Below are 26,610 nucleotides of genomic sequence, written 5' to 3' on the forward strand. Positions count from 1 at the left end.
ATATACCCCTTACCTTTGGGTGCATCATATATATTTAGCATAGAAACATACTCTTCTGGATAAATGAATATTACTTCATATTTTCCACTTGTTTGATTACTTTCCGCATTAATTGTCAGTTCTATAATATGTGCTTGTCCAACAAAATTCCATTTTCCTTCGATTTCTTCAACAAGAAACACTCTAACAGGTTTCAAATGATAGATTCTTCTTTCTGAAATAGTAAAATCGTATCGTTCTCCTAATTCAATTTTCTCTGGAAACCCACCCCCACGCTTTAATTTAAGTGTATCATTTATTTCTATTTTACTGCCCATATTCACATCTCCTGCTATTTTCTTACTTTTTCATTCGCTTTGAATATCCAAAGTATAGTTCAATATTTATTAGATAGTCAAGTAAAGCAGCTAAAGCATACAATAAAAACAAGAAATATCCAAGTTGCTTATCGTTAAGAAAAGAATCATATTTACTACCAATTCCTAAGTATACAATGCTCAATATTAAAGTGCCCAAATTTAGAAAACACCATGAAGTGAGAGCTTTCCTCAGGATTCCAATTCGACATTCCATCCATCCCATAAAAGTCCATACAACATCAACTGCTGAAACAAATATTAAAAACTTAACTAATCCTATTAAATCTCCAACTTTTCTTGCTGCCATATAAAATAATACATACTGTAATATATGAATAAAATAACTTGATAATCGTCGGAAGGCTCTTTGACGTAGATTTAGTGATATATCAGTATCCGGTTGATGAAAATTCACATAATTCCACATCACGTTACCATTGAAGAACCGTAACGTTGTTAGAATAACTGTTGCTGCTTGTGCCAATAGGATAATATCAATATTTCCTGTGCCTAAACCATCACAGTATCTCACAATACTTTCAATAATTGCCTGCCCAGCAATAACTGTTGCTAATAAGAAGGATATATCAAGTGTAAATTTTGGATTAAGGAATTTCTCTTGATCACGGATACCATCATCGGTTTTGATTTCTTCGTTCACGCGGCCTCTTTTTAGTTTTTAGCTGGTATTAAGATTTTCTCTATACCTGAGCAGATCTTCCTCCATCAATTATGTAGTCTGAACCTGTAATCCAAGAGGAATAATTGCTAAGCAAGAATATTATGAGTGCTGATATGTCGGTCGTTTTTCCTATCCTTTTTAAAGGGTATAATTTTTCAATTGCAACTCGCTTATCATTATCATTAATGATTTCTTCAATCATCTTAGTATCAACATGACCAGGCGATACTGAATTAATTCTAACATTACTATTTGATAATTCTATTGCCATGCTTTTCACTAATGCGGATAATCCTCCTTTCGCTGCACAATATGCATGCGTAACAGAACTTCCGTAATGAGCAAGAATTGAAGATACCACAACAATGCTGGATTGATTAGATTTGCATAATAACTCATACAAACTCTTTATAACCCAAAAGACAGCACTAAGATTAATGTTTAGAGATTTATCCCAAATATTACTATCAGTATCTTCAATTGATCCTGGTTCAAATATCCCGGCTGAAACAACTAAATTGTCTATTCTGGTTTGTTTTTTTTTAATATCATTTGCCAATACTATACATTTATTTCTTTTACTAACATCAATATTAATAGTATCAATATTATCAATATCATTTCTTAAAGCTTTTAATTTAGTGTCATCCTTCCCAACTACTATCAGATGTGCTCCCAATTGATTAAGATCGCAAACTACTTGCTTGCCAATCCCAGAGGTACCTCCAACAACAACCACAACCTTTCCTCTAAAGGCGGATTGGAAATCCATTGGAGACTTATTTCTCATTTATCCTCTTTATCATATATTTATGTAATTAAGACAGGCAAATTATCAATAATTATTTCTTCAGCGTCAAGAGCATTTATTACAATTGTTCTACTTTAATAATTCGTTGATCATATTTTTATCAAAATTATCAATAAATTGAATAGTACCGTTTGTTTATGCTGAATATATATTTCTAATTCCTTTCCTAATCTCAAGCATGTCCATAAAGTATTAAGATCCTTACTACAAGGCGATACAATAAACATTTTTTGAAGCGTCAGTCCATATATTATTGCGTTCAATGCAGCTGTAGCATACGCGATTACTTCGAATAACAATTTATCCGTTAATATTAATGCTATTCTGAATTACTTGCGAATAGCTTTTTTTGATAACACCGCCCCATTTGCACTAATGCTTTCAAGGCTAAGTTCTTCAGTAATGGCAATAGCATGCTCAATCAATTTACAATTTTTACACTGTCATTTATAGTTTCCAAATCATAGTCGCCCACATACTTACCAGTTATATCTTCAGAAATACTTTTATTTATGATAATACTTTTGAATAAATATCAATTCCTTTTTCTAACTCGTCTATCGTATAAACATTCTTTTTTATTCTTTTATCAACCATTTTTTCATCAATAGCAGTATCAACCATTAATAACATTTGTCTCCAATATTCTTTTCCAATAAATATGTATGGCGCATTATCATGTATGCCTAATTTTAAATTTGTCAATTCTATGCCAATCTCTTCAAAAGTGCCAACTCCACCAGGAAAGAACAACGGAAACCTAGCTATTGAGAAATTTTTCTGTCTAATATGACGACAATCTGAGTCAAAAAACATCATTATATCCGCAAATTCATTCTCTGCTAATGGAGTCAGTGATAATTCTGTAGAAAGATAGCAACTAGCAGATAATATCCCCACATTCTTTGCAGCTCTATTAACGGCTTCCATTAATCCCGGGCCACCACCAGTTACCACACCAATATTACCAAATAAAGATTTTAGTCTCGCGAGGAACGGTTCTAAGCTATTTTTAATCTCAGGATCGATTACTAAACTCGAACCATAACACGCAAAGAATGTTGCAGTATTAAACTGATCTATTAATTCTGGTCGTACAAAATACCCACAGTCATCACGCACAACATATTTGTAAATACAGTCATCTCTCAACCAATATACCTGCATGCCAAGATTGCTAAAACATTTTAATCGAATTACATCATACTCACTAAAAAACATACCCTTACCATAAGAAGGTACTCTGAATATCAACGCACATAACTTAGAACTGCAAAGCTCTATTAAGGATCCTATATCCCATCTAGGAAAATAATAGGATAATAAGAATCCTGGTGATTTTATATGATCATTCCTGATCTCTTCTAATATTTCATATTCTGGGCACTCTTCTAATTGAGGATAATGTTCCTGAATATTATCATCTTCAGAACTGTAGTCAACAATAGCGCTTCTTCTAAATTCATTCATATTATCTAATTCACTAATATCCACCAGAAATGCTGAATGATAAACTCTCTTAGTGTTAGATATTTCTGATCCAACAAGATACTTATCCATACAATCTTTAATTTTTATTGTCGACAAAAACAATTCTTCACATCGCTGTTCACAAGGAACTTGTATCGTAGCCCGACGTTTATCTGATCGAAATATTTTTAGAGCTAGGCCATCGAACTTAACAGGGTTATCACTTGAATTAAATACTTCAATCATTGAAGAGGGATTGTCATCCTTATAGCTAAGCGGATCAAACAGCTTAGCACTTGAATGTTTAAGTTCATCTACTTTAACGCCATGAAACGTTAAATGGTCAATTAACGCGAAGTGTTCTCTAATCGCAAATAAGGGTAATTGCGTTAATATCCACCCCCCTGGAGGTATTATATGTGGTAATAGATTTTGTTTATACTCTCTAATAAAATCCAGATCTTTTCTAGTTCCATGCGTAAGTAAATATAGAATTTGTTCTCTATCAATCTTAATATTATCTTTATATAAGCATACTATGTTATCAACTGGCAATAAAACGAAATCGTTTTCGCCCCTGGAAATACCTTTGGCTACAATCAATGTAGGATTATTAGAATGAACATTTTGTAGCACCATGTCATAATCCAGTTGTCTTTCAGGAATCTCGAGGAAAAGTTTGCCCATGGGGATGTGTTTTCGACATTTTGACAAGAAATTGAATAGCTCTTTAGCAATTGCCAGATCCTTCTGATAGCTGACCTTTATAGTGCATTCAATTCGATTTGAACCAGTTCTTGATCTTTCAATATTTAGAAGTTCAGCATCCAGACCCATCTGACAAATCCTACTCCGCATATCAAAAATAATGCTATTCGATAAGTCTTTATCGTTAAAACGAGGAGAAATATCGTCAAAAACTACAATAGCATTAATACAATCCGTTTCTTGGGTTACCATCCAAAGATAACCATCTTTTGTAATTACATCATCATACGGATAAAGCTCAGAAGTCATGTTCACTACCTCCGACAAAACTGTACCAAAACAAAGTTTATTCTTCCAGCATAATTTTTCTACATGTTTCAAGCTTATGTTACAATTAAACGTGTCACGTGACATAATCTTTTTCCCTCAAGTCAATATTTATTGAAATAGTGCGTATTTTCACTCTGGGGGTCATAATTGATGCAAGATGATACGCATTACATACGTATCACGTACTCATAACCACTTGCAGGATGGCAGTATACAGGAAGTGAGTTTACTGGAGTGCTGAAGGATCATGAGATACGAATCAGCATGGATGGTAGAGGAAGGGCGACGGACAATATTGTGATAGAGCGTTTCTGGCGGAGTCTGAAGCACGAAGATATCTATCCGAAGGATTATGAGACGGTGGATAAACTCAACGCGGGGCTGAGAGAATATTTTGAGTGGTACAACAACTCGAGATCACACCAGACGCTGGATGGCAGCACACCGGCAGAAATCTACAACGGAGTTTCTCTCAAGAGGGTAGCATGAGCAGGAAAGCAGGAAGAATACAGGTGCAACTCTTCCACCTTAAAACGAAGAGAAAGTGGTCTTGACATAGGGGTCCTCATATACCCATCGACAAACTCCGCCAGGATCCTGAAGAGCCGCCACGATTCCTTGATATTCAGATCGTCTATTATATATTTTTTCTCGACTGTCATTATCTCCTCCGTCCTTTAGTCACGGTCTCGTTCAAACCAGCGACAAGGTTAAGCTAAAAAGGACATGCGTGACAAGAGATTTGGAAGATTTCCGGGTGGGAAATCAGATTCATCACAGGGAATCACTGGGTGTAGATACTTTTGATCGAACCCCACGAATCACCGGGCACCGGTGCTGCTCCCTCCGGCAGGGTTATTGAGTATACCCAAAGCTCTCCCTGCGTCTGCATCGTCAACGTGGCCGTATATTCCGTGTGATTTAAATTGACAACACCACCACCTGTGGTTATCACGTTGCATCCTCAACCAAAGCCCAACCCTGTGAAGAAAAAGTCGAATTTCTGGATTTCGACCACTCCCACAGGTTCGATCACAAGTTGTAAATGAAATTCGACACCCAGCGTGCCTCTGATGAGAAGTGATGTTCCATAAGCCCCGAGTTCCGTAGTCGAAAATGTATATTTCGTCCATTCACCGGGCATATCAAGACCCTGCAGATGGCCCATCGGGGCTACACCGACCGGTATTGATCCGACGTCATTCGATTCGGTGTAGTGCGTCGCATCGATCACCACATCTTTGGCATCTGACGAGGAGGGCAAAAGAACAATGACCATCAGGGTCAGTATCAATCCGGTTGATCTTTTCATAATCCATTCCGTCAAAAAAAACATTCGCAGACTATCACCGTAGATGATGATTGTAGCAACTTTACGGCATTCTGTCAATTCCGACTGTTTTCTGTTCTCTGAATAATCGGCTGGACTCGACACGGATGGGGCAGTAGATTGGAAATATGTTTCTGCCGCTTAAAGACATGAACCCGACCGAGAGAAAGCCCATAGTGACGATCTCACTGATTGTCATAAACGTACTGGTCTACCTCTACCAGATGTCCCTCGGCCCTGGTGCGCAGGCATTCATCGCCTCTTTCGGCGCTACTCCGTTCGAGATAACCCGATTTACTGACCTGGTCGGACAATATGGTTATAACATCAGACATTTCCAAGGGCCCAATCCCATAATACTTACGCTTTTCACATCCATGTTCATGCACGGGTCCATTCTCCACCTCGGTGGCAACATGCTCTACCTGTGGATATTCGGAAACAACATAGAGGACATACTCGGCCCCGGAAAATTCATCCTGTTCTATATCCTCTGTGGGCTGATCGGCCATGCGATGCATATCGCATCCAGCCCCGCCTCGCTGATTCCCACCATAGGAGCAAGCGGCGCCATCGCGGGAATACTGGGAGCCTATCTGATAGCATATCCCGGTGCCAGGGTGCTTACATTGATGTTCCTCTTCATCTTTATCCGTCTTACTATGATCCCTGCCTGGGTAATAATAATCTTCTGGTTCATCATCCAGCTGTTCAGCGGGTTCGCATCGCTCGGCGGGCAACAGGGCGGAGGTACAGCCTGGTTCGCGCATATCGGCGGATTCCTCGGGGGAATAGCGCTGATCCTGCTTATGGCCGGTGATTATGTGAGATGGCTTCGGAAGGGTGGGTTCAGAGGCTGGTAAATTGAAATCATGACTTTGAATATCAGCAGACTACTCATAGACAGCAGATCGGTCGACGATCCGGTGACGGTCAGGATGCTGGCCGCCCTTCCAGGGGTCGAGACCACTATCATGGACGACATCGACCCGTCACGCGTGGAAGGCGGTCCGGGCGCGGTCGTACTGACTCATCTCCAGGGAGCTTTCATAAAGGATTTCCCCGTCACACCCGGGGCACCACCATGCGGAGAGAAATATATAGTAACGATGGCAAACTGTCCCTTCTTCTGCAGTTACTGCTACCTTCAGTCATACCTGGAACATGACAGGATCACTGTCTTCACCGACACCGACAGGATGAAGGAAGAGATCGCCGCGACGATCTCCTGTGACAGGCCGGCCAGAATGACGACGGGAGAGTTCGGCGACAGCCTCGCCCTCGACTCGATCACGGGTATCACCCTCGATATCCTTCCCCTTTTCGAAGGTACCGGCACTATCCTCGAGGTGAGAACAAAAAGTGACAGCATCGACCATTTGATCCCACCTGCAGGCGATCACCTGATGATGACATGGACCCTTTCCCCGCAGGAAGCCATATCCAGGGAAGAACCCGGAACGGCCACACTCGCCCGAAGATTGAAGTCTATAGAAAAGGCGGTCCGGGCCGGCACTCGGGTATCTGTAAGGCTCGACCCCGTGATACCTTCATATTACACGGCCGAATCATACTTCGGCCTCGTCCGGGATATTCGGGCCGCGGCAGGAAAAGGGGGGATCAGGAGGTTCGAGCTGGGCATCGTCCGTTTCCCTCCCGGCCTGTGGGAGATCGCCGCCGGGAAGAAATCGGGCGGCCGTTTGATAAAGGGCGAATATTTCAATGACCTGGAAGGAAAGAAGAGATACTACCGCCCCGAAAGAGTCAGGATATACAGGGAACTTGGCATGATGGTCAGGGAAGAGTTTCCAGAAGCAGCTATCGAGTTGAGCATGGAGGACCGGGAGGTCTGGGAAGACGCCGGCATCACTTTACAGTAGAGGGCATCCCGTCAAAACCGAGACTCTCCTCATCTAGATGAGAGGAGTCGCCGAGCGACCGCACCCTGGGACGGTACTCAAGCATTATCGTTGTCACTGAAGTATTGGCCAGCGAAAAGGCCCAGATGTCGTCCGGGTCCATACCCAGTATATAGGTAAGCCATGCGCATATCACTCCACCATGAGCTATGATCAGAAGGTCCCCCTCTGTCGCCTGTATTATCTGATCCATCCTCGTCCTCACCCGAAGATGAAAATCAAGATATCTCTCGGCTCCCTCTATCTCCACCTTAGAAGGTCTTTTGAACCAGTCCTCGATCTCCCCTGGCTGTTTCGCCTTCAGGTCGCTGACCAGCCTGCCTTCCCACTTGCCAAAGGCGATCTCTCGAAGCTCATGGTCGTACTCAACGGCCTGGCCATCCAGGGCGATCTCGGCAGTCTCCACCGCTCTCTGGATGTCGCTGCATATGACCTTGTCGAATCTCATAGCCCGGAGCCGCCGCCCCAACAGCCGGGACTGGATCTTTCCCCTCTCGCTCAGCCCGACATTGTGGGCATTTCCCTGCACTTTTCTTATCCTGTTCCACTCGGATTCTCCGTGCCTGACCAGATGTATTTTTCTTGGTGTCTCGTCCATATTCGATACCTTTCCTGAAAGTCTTCCTAACGATCATTTCAGGGACGCAGGAGACGTTCTCTTCACAGAGAGAAACTCTAGCAGAGAGTATGATTTTTCTCAAGATACCTTGCTATCGACACGACTTTTATTTAACCTAATCCTACCTGATAATGAGGATTCTCGCCGGTTTGACACAAAATCGCAGAAAACCGGCATTCAGCGGCCCCGCCCACCTTCGGGCGTTTGCCGGACAGGAGCAGAAAAATGTCCAGAGCGACCATACTATCCCTGTTGATCGTTATAGTGATGATCTCTTCTTGCGAACTCCAGGCTGCCGAGCTTCAACTGCTCTCAAGGTCCCTTCTCCAGAAGATCCCGAGAGACGTGACCACGACACCCCGGGGGCTTGTACTGGCCTCTGGCGGAGCGCTCGCGCTTGTCGGGCCTGATGACAGCGACGGCCGCTACACATTCATCCCGCTGGATGGAGAACCTTACTCCCTCTCGGCCCGTGGAAACATCGTCTACGCAGCCGCGATGGGAAAAGGCCTCGTGACCATAGACCTCGGTGATTCGGACGGCCCTGCCGTCTATAATACATGGGGATGCCCCCAGGCTACTCTTTGTTGCGTCTCTGGCAATACCCTTCTCCTCTATGACATTAAAAAAGGTCTTGTACTGTTCGATATATCAGACCCTCTTACCCCCTCCTTCATCTCCCGCGTCCCGGCCGCTGGAAGGCCATCCGATTTGATCAGCGTGGGTGACATGCCGATCGTCGTCTACCCCGACAGGGCCATACGGATGAAGGTCGGCGAAAAAATGACTCTGATCGAAGATTCGAAGATCGAGCCGGAAAAACCTATCCTGGCCTCCTGCGCTGGAGGAGACTTACTCTTTCTCATCCTGACTGACGGATCTGTTCAGGCCTGCGACCCGGCAGCGCCTGCCCGGGAACCCCTGACTCTGGATCTACCCGGTTCGGATAAAGCAATCGACATTTCAGTATCGGACGATGAGGGCCTCATCATGCTTGACTCGGGCGCCATCGTTCCCTTCTCCTGTAAGGGGATGGAAATAAATGTTGGAGAAGAGCTCACTGCCGGATACGCGGGACATGAGGATGTCCCCCAGGTCAGAATGTCGATTTCATCGAGACTTCTTGGACGGGAGGAATCCGTCCGGTTTCCGGGGACTGCCCTGTCCACCGGCAACGGCCGTCTTGTGACATTCGACCCCAGGGAAGGATTCTGGATATATGATACGCAGACCTGCGGCAGGGTGGAATTTAACGGGTTCATCAGAGCGACTGGATTCGCCATCGATCTTGTTGCCAGCGAAGGATATCTCTATCTGGCTAACGGCCGCGACGGGGTGAGGACTGGAAAGATAGGAGATGACGGGTCTATTGACTGGTGCGGCCACATACAGACGTCCATTGCCCGTGATCTGACCGTTTCAGGAAAGATCCTCATATTGGCAGACGGTAGCGACGGGCTCAAGACCTACGATATAAGCAACCCCTGCTCCCCCGAGTATCTCGGGCATCTTGAATCACCTTTCTTCCTCTCCGCCGTAGTCACATCGGGAGACTACGCCTTCGTGGCCGGAGGATTGGGGGGTGCTGAAGTGGTGGATATCTCCGACCCACGCAGACCAAGACTCATATGGAGAGATAAGTTTTCCGAGGTCAGGGGAATTTTCGCGGAAGAGGGACAATTCTATTTATCAGATGGTTTCGCCGGGTTCAAGATATTCAAATTCGACGGAAAACGGCCCACGCTCATATCCTTTATCGATACTCCGGGCTGGAACAGTGACGTATTTGCCGCCGGCAGGTACCTGTACATGGGCGAGGGCGGCTACGGGATCGCTGTCGCCGACATCAGCGACCCACATAATCCGGTGATCATGGGAAAAACGGGGTTCGGGTCGATTGCCAGAGAGATACACTACCTCGATGGGATCCTCTTCACGGCCTCCAACAAGAACGGTTTAAACGCGATAGATGTCAGCGATCCACGAGCGCCTTTCGTAGCTGCCAACTTCCCGTCCGTCGACGATGGCAGGGGAGTGTTTGCCGACAACCGGTTCGTATATTTTGCGAGCGGATCGGGAGGAGTATATATTTTCAGATATCAAAAATGATGGCCAGCGCTAACGATGACGTACAGCTGCAACATTGACTGAGGAGAATAGGATGACAAGACCAGGATCGATAAAACAGGTCGCGCTTCTCGCGGCGACCATAATATTCATTGTAACCACGGCTACAGCTTCGCTCGACGCGCAGGGGCTTTTCTCCCAGTCGGAAAACCTTGTATCGTCAGAAGCGATCGCTTCGCTCACGGTCTTTCATTCTGGTTCGACTGGCTATATTGCGGTAAAAGCGACTGTCCTCGATGGATGGCATATCAATTCCAACACACCACTCGACAAGTTCCTGATACCGACGGAGCTGGTGATCCACGTTCCTGAGGGGATCGAACTACTCGGTATCCTGTACCCCGAACCGGAACTCGGCCAGCTGCAGATGAGCGAATCGAAGATGTCACTCTATCACGGCACGATCCTGCCCGGAGCGATCATCAGAATAGACGAAACCATCCCTCCGGGTGACTACGAGATCACCTGCGTACTGAAATACCAGGGGTGCAATGACCTGACATGCCTCGAGCCTGCCTCATCCACTTCGAGGATCGTTATACGCGTCGGGGAACTCAGCGAAACAGCCGAGGCTGCCTGGCCAGGGATCTTTTCCGCTCCTCCCTTCGCGGGTGCTGACGGGACTGCCACCGAGGAATCATTCGGTGATACCGTACAGGAAAAGGGGTTCCTTCTCACATTCATCCTGATCTTCTTCGGCGGACTGGCCCTGAACCTCACTCCATGTATCTATCCGCTCATCCCTATCACCGTCAGTTATTTCGGTGGGCAGGCCGGCGGCAAGACATCGAGGACATTCTTTCTCACACTCATCTATGTCTTCGGCATGTCTATCACATACAGCGCTCTCGGGATAATAGCCGCGATGACCGGATCGCTCTTCGGTTCGGCACTTCAAAATCCGTTCGTCATCCTCTTTATCGTTGCCGTACTGGCCGGACTGGCCACCTCGATGTTCGGACTCTGGGAGATCAGGATGCCAACTTTCCTGGCCAGGAGGACTGGAACCGCCAAACAGGGAGGCTGGGGCGCCTTCTTCATGGGCCTTACGGTCGGGATCGTGGCGGCCCCGTGCATTGGCCCTTTCGTACTGGGCCTGCTCACCTACGTCGGTGAGATGGGAAATCCCGTGATGGGATTTCTCATGTTCTTCACTCTCGCCTGGGGTATGGGAATACCTTTCATCATCCTCGGGACCGTTTCGGGTTCGATAACAAAACTTCCCAGCTCGGGCAACTGGATGATCTGGGTCAAGAAGATCTTCGGATTCATCCTTCTGCTGATGGCGCTGTACTTCGCCAGGCAGCTCCTGACAGAAACGATCGCCGGAATCGGCTATATACTGATACTTCTCATCGGCGGCCTGTTCCTCGGATGGATAGACAAAGTCCCGGGGATGGGAGTAAAGTTCAATATCTTCAGAAAAGTCCTCGGCGCAACCATGATTGTGGCAGCCTTTGCCATGGCCCTGATTCCCGGCGGACCGCTCCGAAAAGGCGAAGAAAAGCCCGGCGTCATATGGCAGCCCTATACTGCCGAAGCCTTCGCCTCCGCTACAGAGTCTGGACAGCCTGTTATGATCGATTTTTCCGCTGACTGGTGCATTCCATGCCATGAACTCGACCACCTGACCTTCACCGATCCCGAGGTGATCAAGATGAGCGGGAACTTCACCAGGCTCAAAGTGGACCTTACCGGTTCGGGCGACACAGAAAAAGCTATCAAGACTCAATACAAGATAAGGGGAGTACCTACGATAATCTTTTTTGGACGGTCCGGCAGTGAGACCCGGGGCACCAGGATAACGGGGTTCGTAGGACCGGAAGTAATGCTGGAAAAGATGAAGCAGGTTTCCGGAACCGAATAGGGCAGGTTGCAGGCCCTGGGACTAAGGAACAGAGCACGGAATTTCTGAGCTTTATTACGCGGAGGTGCGATTGAACGGCAGGCTTGAACGCATACTCGTCCTTTCCATATGGGATGAGATCTGGTCACTCGGTGAGGGATGCGGAGTCCCCGACGAAATACATTTCATCAACCGACTGACTGAACGAGGAGTGAAGATCGACTTTCTCATTCCGGAGCCTCTCCATGGGGGAGTCCCTTATCGCAGGGATGGCCTTGAATATCATTTCTATCCTAACATTTTCCGTTCGTACAGCCACCTTCCAGGCCCGGCCAGGCGTATCCTTCAATCAGCCCGCTTTTCCACAACGACTATTCCGGTCCTTAGAAAACTCGTCGAAAAGACCGGGCCCGACCTCATTCTCGGTTATTCCAGCCATCCGATGAAAGCAGTCAGCCGCGTCGGGCATGAAAAGAAGATCCCCACTGCCGCCAAACTGTTCGGAGTGATGTATCTGAACCATAGACACCTTCCGTGGTGGAAGTACTGGTGGTACAACTACGAACAGATACTCTCACTGCGCAACGACATCGGCCATTACCTGGTTCTCAACGACGGCACACAGGGCGACAAGGCGCTGGCCAGTTATGGTGTGGACCCGGCGAAGATCACCTTTCTGCCGAACGGGATGAATATGGGATGGTCCGACCTGGACGTCGACGTCAACGAGGCCAGGAAAGAATTCGGCCTGCCGGAAGACAAGACCCTCCTTGTGACCTTCTCAAGACTGGTAAAGTCCAAGAGAGTCGATCTCTTTCTCGATGCTGCGGCCGCTATCGATCCTTCCCTTCTTGAAGGGACTGCCATCGTCATAGGTGGGGACGGACCGGACAGGCGGTCCCTGGAAAGAAAGGCAGAAGACCTCGGGCTTTCGAGCAGGGTCTATTTCCCCGGCCCTGTCAAATATGACCTTGTTCCCCGGCTTCTGAAAAGTTGTGACATATTCGTCGGCACGAACGAATTGACCAACATGTCGATGCCTCCTTGCGAAGCTTTGCTCTGTGGTGTTCCAGTCGTCGCTTTCGACATCGCCGGCACCTCCGAAGCCGTAATAGACGGCAGGACTGGACTTCTGGCTCCCGCTGGCGATATCCCCGCCCTGACATCGGCTATCGAAACCCTTTTGAAGGACCCCGAACAGAGAAAGAGATTGGGCGACAACGCCAGGTCTTTCGCTGTCGAAAACTTCATGTCATGGGAAGACAGGGTCCTGAACGAACTGAAACTCTTCGAATCCCTTGTTACTATCGATGACAAGTGACAACCCTGAATCAGCACAGAAAAACGCCACGGGTTCCCACAAAACGCAAGAATCCGTGGCGCCTCAGAAATATGGATGAGTCAATGGAAAGATGTCCGGGGACCACATCTCACCCCGCTTCACACGGGGATCATCACTACTATCGCCCCCTCATCCTCCCATCACATATATAGTCTAACCCTGTTCTGATTTTTGTCAACCCCCTCCGGATTGTTATCTCTTCCGCGCGATGACAGTCGCGGCCACTACCTTGAAGATATCTCCCGCGATAAATGGAGTCACCCCAAGTGCCATGGCTGTTCTGACAGACATCCCGGTCATGGCGATCAGATAGAGAGTACCGGAGAAAAGTATCAGAGCCGATCCACAGAACACTCCTGTGAAAATACCGGACAGGGTCTTTCCAGACTTCACGCTTATCGAACCCGACACGAGGGCAGCGACGGGGAAAGCCAGAAGATAGCCGCCTGTGGGACCGACCAATGCCAGCGGGCCAAAACTGAAGCCCGCAAAGACCGGTGCTCCGGCCGCTCCAAGCGCCAGGTATCCGACCATGGCGTAGAAACCGTCACGTGGGCCCAGTACAATTCCTGCCAGGACTACAAACAGAGTCTGCATCGTCACAGGAACCGGTGTCCATGGCAGCCTTACAGCCAGCTGTGCCCCGATAGCAGCGAATAGTATGAAGGCAGATATACGCGCAGCCCGCCGCGTTCCGCTCCCGACCCGGATTCCCGGGACGGCACCTGTCATGATATGATTGCCGGAATTCACGCCGGGCTCCTTTCAATTATCTCTAAACAGTCTTTCAACAGTGTCTGCACCTGAAAAATCTACCCCTTCGGATAGAATAATTCAAGTAGAAGGTTGAGAAATCGTCCTTATAGAGTCTTCCCTGTTGTAATATCCGTTTCGGCATCTACTATCTCCCCCACCGCAATATTCCCGAGATAGTAGTTGGCTGTCATCTGTATATGCCCCGTCACGTGTGCGGGAGCCGCTTCATCGATCTCCCCGATATGGTGATCGGCCTTTAATGCCGCCAGGATACTGAAGAATTCGAAGAGAAGCATCCGGTGCGTCATCAGAAAAAAGTAGTTGAACTCCAGTTTTTCCTGGTAGATGCCAGGGTCGGACCGCTTCACTTCGAGAAGTTCCTCGAACATCCCTCCCACACCCTCCACAAAGACCTCCCTGTGTCTTTCAGCAGTATTCGCCTTCACCCCGTTCTCTATTTCCGTCAGCAGGGGTTCGGGCCCATCGTCAAGCTGGCCAGGTTCGTTTATCTGTCCGAGCGTCAATTCCAGCACTGCCTCTCCCTCGATCACCAGTTCCTGCAGAAAAACAATGTTCTTCTCAAGAGACAGGATATACATATCAGCATCCATCCGTTCCTGCTTCTCGCTCAACAGATTCTGTAAATTGCTTTTGAACAGATCCGGTTCCGGGTAATTCTCTTTGACATGGGCGGAAAAGGTGGCCAATACGTCATTTATTCCGGCGTTTTTCTTTTCTTCCGTCATACTTCTCCTCTCGCACCTCTGCTCAGGCGGATCATTCCGGGTCACCTGGGCCTGGGAGGCGATCTGTCCACCGAAACCACGATCCCACCTCGAAGAGCTGTCGGCGGGCCTCCCTCCATCATCCCCGTAAGGATGTCACCGTCGTCCCGGAGAAGAGTCACCACCCCTCCGGTCGCAGTCATAGCCGTGAATCTCCCGGGGAAATACACAGAATCTCTTATGAACAACTCTCCATCGGAATCTATTCCAAATTCCAGAAGAGTCCCCTCTTCAAGGTGGACGAGCAGGCCTTCATCTGTCGCTCCGGTAAGAACCACACCGGCAGGGACAGCTATTGCCGATACTTCTTCAATCAGGTCTGTATCGAAGACTCTCAAGGTGTCGCCCGCCCCTTTTCTACCCCTTGCGAGCATTACCAGTCTCTCCCCGAATTCCCCCACGATCTCTACGTCGAATCGGCCCGGCATATTATTCGAGACAGGCTCGAACAGACGCCTTCCGCCTCTTTCCCAGATTCTCAATTCATCCCCTGAAAAGGCGAAAAGCCTGCCGCGGCCGTCAAGGGCAATGTCTTTTATATCATTCCCGAACTTCATATATCTATCTTTTTCCCCTCTGCCAAGAGGAACACGATGGCAGGAATTATCTGATATGAAGGCAAAGACTTCCGGAGCCGATCCATCCTCCCCCCTGAGAAAGAAAACCTTTTCTATCTTCCTGTCGAAATCGGCTGTGTTCATCAGCCGAGCGCCGCCCCTTGCAAGATCGATGACCATGACTTTCGATCTGCGCGTAAAGTTGACCGCGCATACAGCCAGGCCGTCCAGCACGGCAGCTCCAGAGATATCGACCCCGTCACTGGAAAACTCCTTTATCACTGAAAAACCACTGGATACGATCGCTGATCCACCCTGGTCAGGTCGTCCAAAAACCAGGGATCTACCCTTCTTTCCGGGTATGAGAGCAAAAATCCCGTCCGATTCTTCCTCCTGCTTCCCACTGCTTCTATCACGACCTGTCGAGGGAAAACATATTTGTGACGAAGGCAGGGAATCGTTACATACAAAAGCTCCGGCTCCTTCATCCCCTTCAGGCACGGGAGAAGGCAGGCACGATAATATCAGTTCCCTGTTCCAGTCTTCTTTCAGCCTGTAGGTCGCAATTGTCTTACTCTTTTTCTTTCCCAAAAGATCGACTTTTCGGGACTCCACTACAGCCAGGACCGAATCATATGGTATATACTCAGAGTCGACTGCAAAATACAGGTAGCCTGAAGCCTCTTCGCCCGGAGACAGGGTCAACGGCTCAAACGCTCCCCCATACCTCGAAGGCAGCAGCGATGCCTTCAGAATCGGTTTGAACTCCCGCCTGGACCTGTACTCCTCCCAGGCATACCAGGCACCGAGTGGGGGAAAGAGTGTTCCCGTGACCACGTCGACTGCATCGACTTCTCTATATGCCCTGACCTGGCCATTACCCCGGATGATCCGCACGACGTCGAGTGGATGGATCGGTTCGATAGTGTCGACACCGGCAGCGAGAAGAAAACCGGAAAATTCATCCCGGAGGGGCAACCCGTTTCTCGAATGCAGCCGCAAAGTGACCGTATCGTTATTCCTTACTGTGACAAGTATGGGAAGCACGCCTCTTGCTGGAAGAAAAGCGTTGAACAGATCTGATATCTCATCCGGGTCGGAAAGATAAACGGCCTCTGCCTGCAGGCCCATTCCACTGCCTGAACTTTCTTCCGGCAACTCTATGGAAGTAAAGAACCCTTTATTGCATCCTCCCGACAGAAAGATAAATAGAAGCATGGCCGGGACAAAACGACAGCCTCTTCGGTTGCCACCGCGGCCCCTATCCTTTGCTTTTCGGATATCTCTTTGTTCGATATTCCCTGTTTCTCCGAAGATCATCATCAAGCCTCCCATCGACAGTCTCGGTCTTTAATCCCTCGAGTGGAACGGTCCTGCCCAGAGGGATCGCCCTGCAATAAGATTCGAACGTTCTAATGAAACAATAGTTATCGCAAAAGCCTCCCGAAAGATGAAGAGTCTCCGGACGGCTCGCAAAATCAAAGACATTCCTGACCATACCGTGAATAAACATCGCTACGCTCTCCCCCGCGGGTGTACCGGTGGAGACATGTTCCAGGACCCTTTCCATGCCGAAGACTCCGCAGGTGACGTTGATCCACTTTTTACTGGGTTCCAGGCAGGAGAAATCAATCTCGTAATAATTGCCCAGCAGTTCGATAGTCGCCCCAGTTGAACTGCCGCAGGCGAGATTCCAGTCGAGTTTTTTAACCTTCCTGTCCTCGAAACGCACATATTTGATATCCCGTCCACCGACATCCACGACCGAGAAGTCAGGGACATCTACCAGGGCAAGTGCTCCTTCTGCCAGCGATATAAGTTCGTTACGAAATTCGGCGCATCTACCTTTCGCGCTGTGGCCGGTTGCCCTGTCAAAAGACAACCCCTCTCGCAAAACCATCTCTCTTGTCTGGATGATCTCCAGTTCTCCGCTTTCAGTGTCGAGTATCTTCGACCAGGTACTTCCACAATCTGCGATCAACAAGTTGGACACTCCTGTAATAGCCCGACAAAGTCCTATGACAGCCGGATAAACGCTTCTACTTTTGCCAGGATCGAGTCATTTATTTCCCTGTGACAATCGACTTCTATCCCACCATACTTCTCGGCGAGATAATGAGCAAGGTTCTGTTTGGCACAGAAAGACTGCGTAAAAAACACGGTCGGTACACCGGGATCGACATGATATTCCAGATCCAGGTCGGACGGGCGGCCAGCCTCTACACACCTTGTCCAACCGTAGATATGCGTCGTCGCCGGGAAAAGCTCCAGTATCCTGAAATCGTTCGGCGGCACACCCCAGAACCCGTGAGAAGGGACACAGGGCCCGGGTGCCCCGGCCGCTGGAGATGGATCGGTCACTGTCGCCATGATCCTGTCCACCCGTTCCACCAGAGGTCCGCTGGATATCGACCATATAAGAGGTCGGTCCTCGTACTCTTCCTCAGGGAATCTCGACTCGATGATTTTGAAACCCATCCCGCTGAGGAGAAAAGAGACATTGCGCCCATAGTCACACTTGTCCTCGCCGACGCTGGCCACTATCACATCGAGCCGATCGGACAACCAGACTGCATTATTCATTATGTTCGCGATGATCCGGCACGTTGTGGAAGGAAGCAACCCCGAATCGGGCGCCCCGTTATCTATATCGAGGTCCACACAGGGCAGCCCCGGTCCATATTTCGCCCTGGCCTCCGAGAGGATTTTCCGCCTCGGGAAACCATAATATCCTATGAGTTTTGTATTGCCTTCAGGAATCATTCCTGGCAACTCCGATTTTCCGGGGAAAACTGTGCTGACGGTCAGATCTCCCCTTCCTCGATCTTCCTCATATAATCGAGTACTTCCTGGGGTTCCCGGGCCTTCAGGAGTTTGCTTCGGAAATTGTCCAGCTTGATCATCTTCACGATCTTGGCGATTGCCTGCACGTGCGGCCCCGACTCGGTTTTTGGAGCGATCATCATGAAAAACAGATGAGAGGGTTTTCCGTCCTGCGAGTCAAAATCGACTCCCTCTTTCGATATCCCAACGACCACGCTGAGCTCGGTGACGGCATCGCATTTCGCGTGTGGAATAGCCACCCCCAGCTCGAGCCCGGTGCTTCCATCACGTTCCCTGGCCATAACGGCCTCGTAGATAGCATCAGAATCGTATTCCGGCGAGGATTCCCCGAGGACTTCGGCGAGTTCCTCTATTACCTCAGTCTTGTTTTCAGCGTCAAGATCTACCCTGATATTTTCCAGTCTGATATGATCAGTCAGCATCATTTTTCCACGCCTCCTGGTAGCACTTATCCACGCGTAGCGAGCAATGAGGAATAATAATTAACAGTCTCTGCATGCGCAAGGGTTCGCTTTTCTTCATTCTGGACATCCGTTCTACTCCATTGCCTCGAACATCTTCTCGATCTTATCCCTGCCGCGTACCACCATGACGCAGCAACTGGCTTTCCTCAGTATCCGTTCACCCTCTTCGTAAAACGAATCTCTCAGGCTCAGCACCTCTCCAAGTTCTCCCTGAACAAGAACGTCCGCCCCGTATTCATCGACTTCACGGGAGACTTCCTCATGCACTACACCCTTGCGAAGGACCGTATCGATCTTCAGCCCCTTGCGATCGGCAAGTTTAACGATGTAGTTGAGATATCTCCTGCCGTCTTCCTCCAGGTCCCTCTCGTAATCCATCTTCTCGACCTGGACAAACACTCGGGCCTTGAGAAGCTCGTTCAGGAGATTCTCGTTGACCACATAGATGACCTTCAGGAAAGCCCCGGACGATTTAGCCATGGCGATAGCCATCTGCGCGGCCGTTATTGACGACTCACTTCCATCGACATACAGAAGGATCTTCTGCATCGGATTGATCATAGGGCTTCCCCTTTTCTCCTGGAAAGCTTGTCCTTCACCAGTTTGAGGACAAAAAATGCTTCCCTTTCGGATTCTTCGAGTGCCATTTCAATATACTTCAAAGTTTCCTTATAATCAGGTATGAATATTTTTTCAAGGGCGTTCACCCGCCTGATGGTCTTTGCCACTTCCCTGGACAGGCGCATCAGCGAGATCCTCGCCTCGGCCAATGTGCCGAGCAGGCGAAGGACCTCCCTGAACTTCTTTATGGCCTCGTCTATCCAGATACTGCTTTCCGCTGCCGCAAAGTAGGGAGATCTGTCATCGATCGCGACTTTTACCCTGGGCAACGACACACCCATTACTCTCTTCTCGGAAAACGATATGTCCGATTCTATGTTCATGCCGAGTGCAATAAGATTCACTTCGCGGCGACCCATCCTGAGAATGGCCTGGTCCAGAGCTTCGAACGCATCTTTCAGTTGCGACTCCACTTTTTCCTGCGCCTCGACGGCTCTGTCGATAAGACCCATCAACTCGACGACGAGGATCTTTCGCTTCTGGTCGAGAAGCTCGAACCCCTCTACCGCAAAACCGAGGTCTCTCTTGACCTTCATCAGGTTCGTCTTCGTCGGTGCCAGTTCGTATTTTGCCATATCGAGTCACTTCCGGTAGTTCCGGGTTATTTCCAGAACCCTTTTATTTCCCGTAATATTTGTTTAACTCTTCCTCGGAGATCCTGTACAGTTCCTCTTTCGGAAGATGAGATATCACTTTCCATCCTATATCAAGTGTCTCGGATATCGACCTGTCCTCATATTCACCCTGGCAGAGAAACTCCCGCTCGAACTTCTCGCCGAACTCGACATAGATCTTGTCCAGGGGGGTAAGCTCTTCCTCCCCGATGACTGCCGCCAGCGCGCGCACATCCTTCACGTGAGAATAGGCCGCAAACAGCTGACTCGCCACATGAGCGTGGTCTTCCCTCGTCATTCCTTCACCAATACCATCCTTCATCAACCTCGAAAGCGATGGCAGTCCGGCGATCGGAGGATAGATATTCCTCTGATCGAGTTGTCTCTCGAGCACGATCTGTCCCTCGGTGATATATCCGGAGAGATCCGGCACAGGGTGTGAAATATCGTCATTGGGCATCGTAAGAATGGGCATCTGTGTTATCGATCCCTCGAGGCCACTGATCATCCCCGCTCTTTCGTAGATTAGCGAAAGATCGCTGTAGAGATAACCGGGATAGCCTTTCCTGCTCGGTATTTCCTCCCGGATAGTGGAGATCTCTCTCAACGACTCGCAGTAATTAGTCATATCGGTCAGGATCACCAGAACATGCATGTTCATGTCGAAGGCCAGATATTCCGCGGCGGTAAGCGCCGTCCTCGGGGTAACGAGCCTCTCTACCGATGGGTCGTCTGCCAGGTTGAGAAACAGGACGACCTTTTCGAGGACACCGGATTCCTCGAAGTTACGAATGAAGTATTGTGCCACATCATGCTTTATCCCCATCGCGGCAAATACGACGGCAAACGATGTCTCTTCGCCGATGATCTTCGCTTGCCTGGTGATCTGTGCCACCAGCCGGTTATGCGGCAGGCCCGTGCCGGAAAACACAGGAAGCTTCTGTCCTCTCACAAGTGTGTTCATCCCGTCGATCGCCGATATTCCCGTCTGGATGAATTTCTTCGGGTATTCCCTTGCCGTCGGGTTTATCGGCAGGCCATTCACGTCCATCGTCTTCTCCGCCCTGGGCGGAGGGCCTCCATCGATCGGCTGCCCCAGGCCATTGAAGACCCTTCCCATGATCTCTCCACTGACCGAAAAAGACAGCGGTTCGCCCTTGAAACGGACCCTTGTCTCCGGTATCGAGAGACCTGTAGTGCCCTCGAAGACCTGAATCACGGCAGCCTTCTCGCTGCTCTCCAGTATCATACCCAGCCTCACGTTCCCCTTCGAATCAACGACCTCAGCGAGTTCGTTATACCCGACGTTGTGGATGCCCCTGACCGCAACGAGAGGACCCGAGACCTGGCTGATACCTATGTATTCTCTGCCTTCGGTAAGATTTTTTTTCGTCATTTCATCACCGTTTCTCTGCCATTTTTCCTATTCGAACATCCCGATTATTTCCAATTCGAAATCTCAACTCTTTCCTACTCGAACATTTCGGCGATCCGCTCCATCGAGCGGGTAAGCTTGTCCCTGAGTTCGTCGATCTTCTCGATCTCGTCGTTGGCTACCGCGAACTTCATCCTCATGATGTCCGAGACTACCTCCATCCTCTTGAGCTGATGGATCGTTGCACCTTTTTTGATGCTCTCCAGCCCCTGGTCATAGAACTCCAGGATTATCTGGAGCATCTTGACCTGTTTCTCCGGCACACAATACATATCGATACGATCGAAGCTGTTCTGCTGAAGGAACGCGTTTTTGAACATCGTGCACGTCTCGAGAATGATCCTCTGTGTGTCGGGAAGGACATCGGGGCCGACAAGCTTGACCACCTGCTGAAGCTTCGACTCCTGCTGGAGCAGATCCATGATCCTTCGTCTCAGCTCGACCCATTCCCCTCCTGAATTTTCCTGCCACCATCCGCTGATCTCATCGATATACTCACTGTAGCTGTCGATCCATGATATCGCGGGGTAATGCCTTGCGTTTGCCAGTTGCCTGTCCAGGGCCCAGGTGCAGCGTACAAACCGCTTTGAATGTTGTGTGACCGGTTCGGAGAAATCTCCGCCCGGGGGCGAGACTGAACCGATGATACTTATCGAACCATCGGCCCCACCGAGCGTTTGGACCATTCCCGCCCTCTCATAGAACTCTGCCAGCCTTGTGGGCAGATAGGCGGGGTATCCTTCATCAGCCGGCATCTCTTCCATACGCCCGGAAAGCTCCCTGAGAGCCTCAGCCCAGCGTGAGGTCGAGTCGGCCATGATCGCCACATGATATCCCTGGTCGCGGTAATATTCGGCGATAGTGATTCCTGTATATATGGAAGCCTCTCGTGCCGCAACGGGCATGTTAGAGGTATTGGCTATCATGATCGTGCGCTCCATGAGCGGTCTTTTGGTCCTGGGGTCTATCAGTTTCGGGAACTCTATGAGGACGTCGGTCATTTCGTTTCCACGCTCTCCACACCCGATATATACGATGAGATCCGCATCGGACCATTTGGAGAGGGCGTGCTGGATCATCGTCTTTCCAGTACCGAAACCACCTGGCACGACCACCGTACCTCCCTTTGCCACCGGGAAAAGGGTATCAATGACCCTCTGCCCCGATATCAGGGGGATACTAAGGGGTTTTCTTCTGGCCGACGGGCGGCCGCGACGGACGGGCCATCGCTGACTCATCCTGATCTCCACCTCTTCACCTGAACCGTCCTCCACTTTCGCGACTACATCCTCGATAGTGTAATCGCCCGAGTCCGCGACCCATGTCACCTTGCCCGCGACTTCCGGGTGGATGAGTATCCGGTGCAGGATAAGTTCTGTCTCCTGTACGGTCCCTACGATCTCCCCACCAGTGACATCCACACCAATCTCCATGACTGGGGTAAATCCCCATTTCTTCTCTTTGTCGAGAGAAGAGACGTGGATACCCTTCTGAATGTACTGGCCCGAGGTATCCCTGAGCACCTCAAGTGGCCGCTGGATGCCATCGTAGATCGTACCGATGAGCCCTGGCCCCAGAACTACCGACAAGGGTACACCGGCACTGTAGATGTCGGTACCCGGCGCAAGCCCCGTCGTATCCTCGTATACCTGTATGACCGCCCGTTCACCATCGAGTTTCACGATCTCACCGACCAGGTGATGCTCCCCGACCTCGACGAGATCGAGCATCTTGGCCTTGTCGATCTCCCTGGCATGAACGACCGGGCCGATCACCTTGTCGACTTTTCCGATAATCTCAAGCACTGCCCGATCCCTCACTTCCTTCGATTTCAAAGACTTCTTCAAAGATAATATTCCTTGTCCTGTCTCGAAGCCTGTATATCCTCGCTTCGAACGTATTGTCAAAGATCACCTTGCCACCCGGCACGCCTACCCTAGCTCCACCGAGAGAACTCTTTTCGAGAACCAAGGCTTCAAGCCCCGAGATATCCCTCGATTCAACGGCCATCGTTTCGCGGACCATCCGGAATACCTTTTCATCGAGAAGACCGATATCTCTCCTGTCGACATAGACCTGAAAGGTATCGCCCTCCAACCCGCTGATGGCCTCGACTATCAGGTCCGCGAGCAATTCCGGATATTCTGTTTCTGATCTAGCGTCCGCAAGTCCACGCTCGACTTCCTCGTTGATCTTCGAGACGATTTCCTCACGGGCTTTCAGCTTCGCTCTCTTCACTTCTATATTGACGCTTGAAAGAAGCCTTCTTCTTGCCAGATCGCCCTTTTCCTCCGCCTCCCTGAGTATCTTACCCCCGATTTCGTCGGCCATATTCCGGGCCTTCTCCAATATCTCCGAGGCCGTTCGTTCCGCCTTCTCGAGGATCGAACTGACTTCCTTCTCTCCGTCTTCCAATATCTGGTCGACTATCCTGTCGACTGATTCGTTATCGGCCACTTCCTTCTCCCTTTATTCGCCGCCTGGTGTATCGTGGTCCTTGTCCCGACGGATCTTGTAACGCCCGTCAGGCCTCGCTGTTGCGCTAGACCTTCACACCCACAGCGGCGTTGACCATCTCTCTGATCGATATCCTGCCCTCGAGCGGACCTTTCCTGTCCGGAATCTCGATTATCAGCGGGAAGGAATGTTTGAAAACGAAGTCCTCCATATCTTCACGTATCTCGGAAGCGATACGCTCCGAGATCATGATGATCCCGATATCATCCGCTTCGAAAGCCTTCGCAAGCGCCTCGCGGGCCCCGTCGGCGTTCTCTACGACCTCACCATCCAGGCCGACCAGCTTGAAGCCGGTCACTGTGTTCTCATCAGCTATGACGTGGAACTTCATTTCCAGTTTCCCCTGTCTCCAGCCTGCTATATCTTCGTAAGGATCATAATCGATATGATCAGGCCATAGATCGCGATACCTTCAGCAAGGCCCACATAGATAAGCGCTTTCGCCGCGAGTTCGGGTTTTTCGCCGATGGCGCCAAGCGCCGCGGATCCCACATAGGCGACGGCCACTCCGGCCCCGACGCTACCGATCGCGGTAGAGAATGCCGCTGCCGCAAAACCCCACATCATGATCTTTGCCCTGTTCGAGTCCATTTCCGCGATCTGTTCACTCTGGACAGCCTTTGTCGCGGGATCGTGTTCCTGGCTCTTGACTCCGACGACAGTGCTGATCAGAGTTATCATCAGAACGATGATGACAGTCGCAAATACGGCCGTCGATGAAACGGTGATCCACCTTCTCATCTTGGTCCTGTTTACTTCCTGCTGTGACATTTACCCTGTCTCCTTTCCCTTTGTGCTTTCCGGCCTCGACCCGAGACCGATCGGTTTATAAGCTGTTCCGCCACCCATAAAGAACTTTCCGAAGAATTCGTAATATTCCAGACGGATGGCCTGTATAGTCACCACAAGTCCCTCGAGAGCTATGATGACAGCGTTACCCAGAATCAGTATCAATGCCGAGTAAAAGATTCCTCCGCTCTTGCCCTTGACCATATCGACGACACTGAACACGGCGATGAACAGTCCCGTGTGAGCGAGGGCGAAGGCCGCGACACGGATGAACGACACCGTATTGCCGAGATACCCGGTAAGGATCTCCATGATCTCTATCACAGTCTCCATGAGATATGTCATAAGACCCTTCTCGAACCTCACCCTGCGACGCCCGAAAAGAGCTGACAGTGGCTCACGCAGGAAAAGGAGAAGGATCGGGAACCCGATTCCAAGTACCATCAGGATTATCGGTATCGGCTTGTTTCTCAGGAAGATCGAGACCGCACCGATCCCGCACCAGTATATTATCGCGCTGATCAGCCCCGCCTGATCGAAGAATGTCGATTTGAAGTCCCGGGCACGGATTGCGTTGACCACATTGAGCAATATCCCGATCGAGATGAAGACGATACCGAAATACAGTGCCACCTTGAAAAAGTACATCACATTGTGCATCGGTTTCATCCAGAGGCCTTGAAAAAGCTCCTCCAGCCCAAAGACACTTCCATAAAGAATGCCGAAGACCATCGAAGAAAGTCCACACCAGAACGCCAGCTTGCCGACGAGTATCGTGCCCTCGGCCCTCGGTTTCTTCGGTTTTTTGAATCCCAGCAGCCATCCGATCAGGGCCAGTATTGCCCCATGGCCTATATCTCCGAACATCATCCCGAACATCAACAGGAAACTGATCGCGACGAAGAATGTCGGATCGACGAACGAGTACTCAGGAAGACCGTAGCTGGAGACCAGCATCTCGAACGGCCGGAAGAAACCCGGATGCCTCAGCATGACAGGTACCTTCACCTTTCCATCCCTGACCTCGGTGATCTCCTCTGGAGGTATGACCTCGATGATGGCCCTGCCTCTGGCGGCCCTCATGATCTCGCTTTCCACATGGCGTTTTCGGTCGCTCGGGATCCAGCCGGAGAATATGTATGTCTTTTTTGTTTTTTTCAGGTAGTTTTTTACACGTATCAGAAGCTCTGCCACCCTGAGGGACCTGTGGAAGTCGGTGATCGCCGCCGAGTTCTTTTCCTTTATCTCAACGAGTTCCTGTTCCAGTTCGCTGACCTTGTCCCGAATTCCCTCGATCTTCTCCTCAAGCCCTTCGATGACTATGGCCGAGTCGTCCTTCGCATCACTTCCACCCGGCATCTCGATATCCTCGAACGCTGCCTCTCTCAATATCCTCTTGAGCTTGAGCCTGTCTGTCTTAAGTCCGATGACAAGGACAATATCATTCGCGTCCCGCGATGCCAGGGGGAAAACGACGGCGGCGAGCGGAGCCGTCTTCTCCTTGATATAGTCCAGGTGCTCACTTCTTACCTGCCCGTACCTGATCTCGAGGAATGTGTACGGCGTCTTCAGATCTGTCAGCCCGACCTCCGCCAGGGGGGATATCTCGTTGAATATCCCCTGCATCCTTTCCAGATGTACCTCAAGTTCTTTCTTCCGCTGTACCAGGTCGACGACTCTCGATT

26 protein-coding genes are annotated in these 26,610 nt (G+C 49.6%); 6 read left to right on the plus strand and 20 right to left on the minus strand.

Annotated elements, in window-relative coordinates; genetic code table 11:
* From KOO63_11675 to KOO63_11690, 4 genes are all read right to left on the minus strand, one after another.
* Positions 1–317: hypothetical protein (locus KOO63_11675; protein ID MBU8922467.1), on the minus strand; the 317-nt coding region annotated here is incomplete at its 3' end.
* Between the two features lie 22 nt (positions 318–339).
* Positions 340–1,020 carry a hypothetical protein gene (locus tag KOO63_11680; GenBank protein ID MBU8922468.1) on the minus strand — a complete coding sequence of 227 codons (681 nt, stop codon included), beginning with the start codon at positions 1,018–1,020 and terminating at the stop codon, positions 340–342.
* Between the two features lie 40 nt (positions 1,021–1,060).
* Entirely contained in the window at positions 1,061–1,831 is a 771-nt protein-coding gene (locus KOO63_11685; protein ID MBU8922469.1) for an SDR family oxidoreductase, read from the minus strand.
* 531 nt (positions 1,832–2,362) lie between these two features.
* A complete protein-coding gene (locus KOO63_11690) occupies positions 2,363–4,339 on the minus strand; it encodes an LOG family protein (protein MBU8922470.1) in 1,977 nt (658 codons plus the stop codon).
* Between the two features lie 255 nt (positions 4,340–4,594).
* On the opposite strand from KOO63_11690, the gene KOO63_11695 reads away from it, so the two are divergent.
* Positions 4,595–4,849, plus strand: coding sequence for an integrase core domain-containing protein (locus KOO63_11695; GenBank protein MBU8922471.1), 255 nt, complete (start codon positions 4,595–4,597; stop codon positions 4,847–4,849).
* A gap of 475 nt (positions 4,850–5,324) precedes the next feature.
* Here the strand turns inward: KOO63_11695 and KOO63_11700 are convergent, their stop codons facing one another.
* The gene (locus KOO63_11700; GenBank protein ID MBU8922472.1) at positions 5,325–5,672 is read right to left on the minus strand and encodes a hypothetical protein; all 348 of its coding nucleotides are present in this window, start codon (positions 5,670–5,672) and stop codon (positions 5,325–5,327) included.
* A 146-nt stretch (positions 5,673–5,818) separates the two neighbouring features.
* On the opposite strand from KOO63_11700, the gene KOO63_11705 reads away from it, so the two are divergent.
* Together KOO63_11705 and KOO63_11710 are read left to right on the plus strand one after the other, a co-directional pair.
* Positions 5,819–6,553 (plus strand): rhomboid family intramembrane serine protease, encoded by a 735-nt coding sequence (locus KOO63_11705; protein MBU8922473.1) that lies wholly within the window; start codon positions 5,819–5,821, stop codon positions 6,551–6,553.
* A 9-nt stretch (positions 6,554–6,562) separates the two neighbouring features.
* A complete protein-coding gene (locus KOO63_11710) occupies positions 6,563–7,570 on the plus strand; it encodes a radical SAM protein (GenBank protein ID MBU8922474.1) in 1,008 nt (335 codons plus the stop codon).
* Here the strand turns inward: KOO63_11710 and KOO63_11715 are convergent.
* The gene (locus KOO63_11715; protein ID MBU8922475.1) at positions 7,557–8,207 is read right to left on the minus strand and encodes a histidine phosphatase family protein; all 651 of its coding nucleotides are present in this window, start codon (positions 8,205–8,207) and stop codon (positions 7,557–7,559) included. The two genes, KOO63_11710 and KOO63_11715, sit on opposite strands and share 14 nt — an antisense overlap.
* A gap of 246 nt (positions 8,208–8,453) precedes the next feature.
* On the opposite strand from KOO63_11715, the gene KOO63_11720 reads away from it, so the two are divergent.
* The 3 genes from KOO63_11720 (at position 8,454) to KOO63_11730 (ending at position 13,522) form a co-directional block, all read left to right on the plus strand.
* A complete protein-coding gene (locus KOO63_11720; protein MBU8922476.1) occupies positions 8,454–10,337 on the plus strand; it encodes a hypothetical protein in 1,884 nt (627 codons plus the stop codon).
* Between the two features lie 52 nt (positions 10,338–10,389).
* On the plus strand, positions 10,390–12,222 hold the full coding sequence (locus tag KOO63_11725; protein MBU8922477.1) for a thioredoxin family protein: 1,833 nt from the start codon (positions 10,390–10,392) through the stop codon (positions 12,220–12,222).
* A gap of 70 nt (positions 12,223–12,292) precedes the next feature.
* Positions 12,293–13,522 (plus strand): glycosyltransferase family 4 protein, encoded by a 1,230-nt coding sequence (locus KOO63_11730; protein ID MBU8922478.1) that lies wholly within the window; start codon positions 12,293–12,295, stop codon positions 13,520–13,522.
* Between the two features lie 213 nt (positions 13,523–13,735).
* Here the strand turns inward: KOO63_11730 and KOO63_11735 are convergent, their stop codons facing one another.
* The 14 genes from KOO63_11735 to KOO63_11800 form a co-directional block, all read right to left on the minus strand.
* On the minus strand, positions 13,736–14,296 hold the full coding sequence (locus KOO63_11735; GenBank protein MBU8922479.1) for a biotin transporter BioY: 561 nt from the start codon (positions 14,294–14,296) through the stop codon (positions 13,736–13,738).
* A 107-nt stretch (positions 14,297–14,403) separates the two neighbouring features.
* Complete coding sequence (locus tag KOO63_11740; GenBank protein ID MBU8922480.1) at positions 14,404–15,045, minus strand: hypothetical protein; 642 nt, start codon at positions 15,043–15,045, stop codon at positions 14,404–14,406.
* Between the two features lie 41 nt (positions 15,046–15,086).
* A complete protein-coding gene (locus tag KOO63_11745; protein ID MBU8922481.1) occupies positions 15,087–16,964 on the minus strand; it encodes a hypothetical protein in 1,878 nt (625 codons plus the stop codon).
* Positions 16,903–17,625 carry a hypothetical protein gene (locus tag KOO63_11750; GenBank protein MBU8922482.1) on the minus strand — a complete coding sequence of 241 codons (723 nt, stop codon included), beginning with the start codon at positions 17,623–17,625 and terminating at the stop codon, positions 16,903–16,905. Before KOO63_11750 ends, KOO63_11745 begins: the two co-directional genes overlap by 62 nt.
* A 32-nt stretch (positions 17,626–17,657) precedes the next feature.
* Positions 17,658–18,404: a hypothetical protein gene (locus KOO63_11755; GenBank protein MBU8922483.1), complete on the minus strand. Its 747-nt coding sequence runs from the start codon at positions 18,402–18,404 to the stop codon at positions 17,658–17,660.
* Between the two features lie 41 nt (positions 18,405–18,445).
* Positions 18,446–18,910: a PTS sugar transporter subunit IIA gene (locus KOO63_11760; GenBank protein ID MBU8922484.1), complete on the minus strand. Its 465-nt coding sequence runs from the start codon at positions 18,908–18,910 to the stop codon at positions 18,446–18,448.
* A 111-nt stretch (positions 18,911–19,021) separates the two neighbouring features.
* Positions 19,022–19,510 (minus strand): universal stress protein, encoded by a 489-nt coding sequence (locus tag KOO63_11765; GenBank protein ID MBU8922485.1) that lies wholly within the window; start codon positions 19,508–19,510, stop codon positions 19,022–19,024.
* Entirely contained in the window at positions 19,507–20,145 is a 639-nt protein-coding gene (locus KOO63_11770) for a V-type ATP synthase subunit D (GenBank protein ID MBU8922486.1), read from the minus strand. The genes KOO63_11765 and KOO63_11770 overlap by 4 nt, the downstream gene beginning before the upstream one ends.
* 43 nt (positions 20,146–20,188) lie before the next feature.
* On the minus strand, positions 20,189–21,580 hold the full coding sequence (locus tag KOO63_11775) for a V-type ATP synthase subunit B (GenBank protein MBU8922487.1): 1,392 nt from the start codon (positions 21,578–21,580) through the stop codon (positions 20,189–20,191).
* A 74-nt stretch (positions 21,581–21,654) separates the two neighbouring features.
* Positions 21,655–23,466, minus strand: coding sequence for a V-type ATP synthase subunit A (locus tag KOO63_11780; protein ID MBU8922488.1), 1,812 nt, complete (start codon positions 23,464–23,466; stop codon positions 21,655–21,657).
* A complete protein-coding gene (locus KOO63_11785) occupies positions 23,417–24,076 on the minus strand; it encodes a hypothetical protein (GenBank protein ID MBU8922489.1) in 660 nt (219 codons plus the stop codon). Before KOO63_11785 ends, KOO63_11780 begins: the two co-directional genes overlap by 50 nt.
* Positions 24,077–24,161: 85 nt before the next feature.
* Entirely contained in the window at positions 24,162–24,467 is a 306-nt protein-coding gene (locus KOO63_11790) for a V-type ATP synthase subunit F (protein MBU8922490.1), read from the minus strand.
* A 26-nt stretch (positions 24,468–24,493) separates the two neighbouring features.
* Complete coding sequence (locus KOO63_11795) at positions 24,494–24,907, minus strand: ATP synthase subunit C (GenBank protein MBU8922491.1); 414 nt, start codon at positions 24,905–24,907, stop codon at positions 24,494–24,496.
* Positions 24,908–26,610 (minus strand): hypothetical protein (locus KOO63_11800; GenBank protein MBU8922492.1); only part of this gene is annotated, 1,703 nt, incomplete at its 5' end. It abuts the gene before it with no gap.

Source organism: Candidatus Latescibacterota bacterium (genome assembly GCA_019038625.1).
Taxonomy (GTDB): domain Bacteria; phylum Krumholzibacteriota; class Krumholzibacteriia; order Krumholzibacteriales; family Krumholzibacteriaceae; genus JAGLYV01.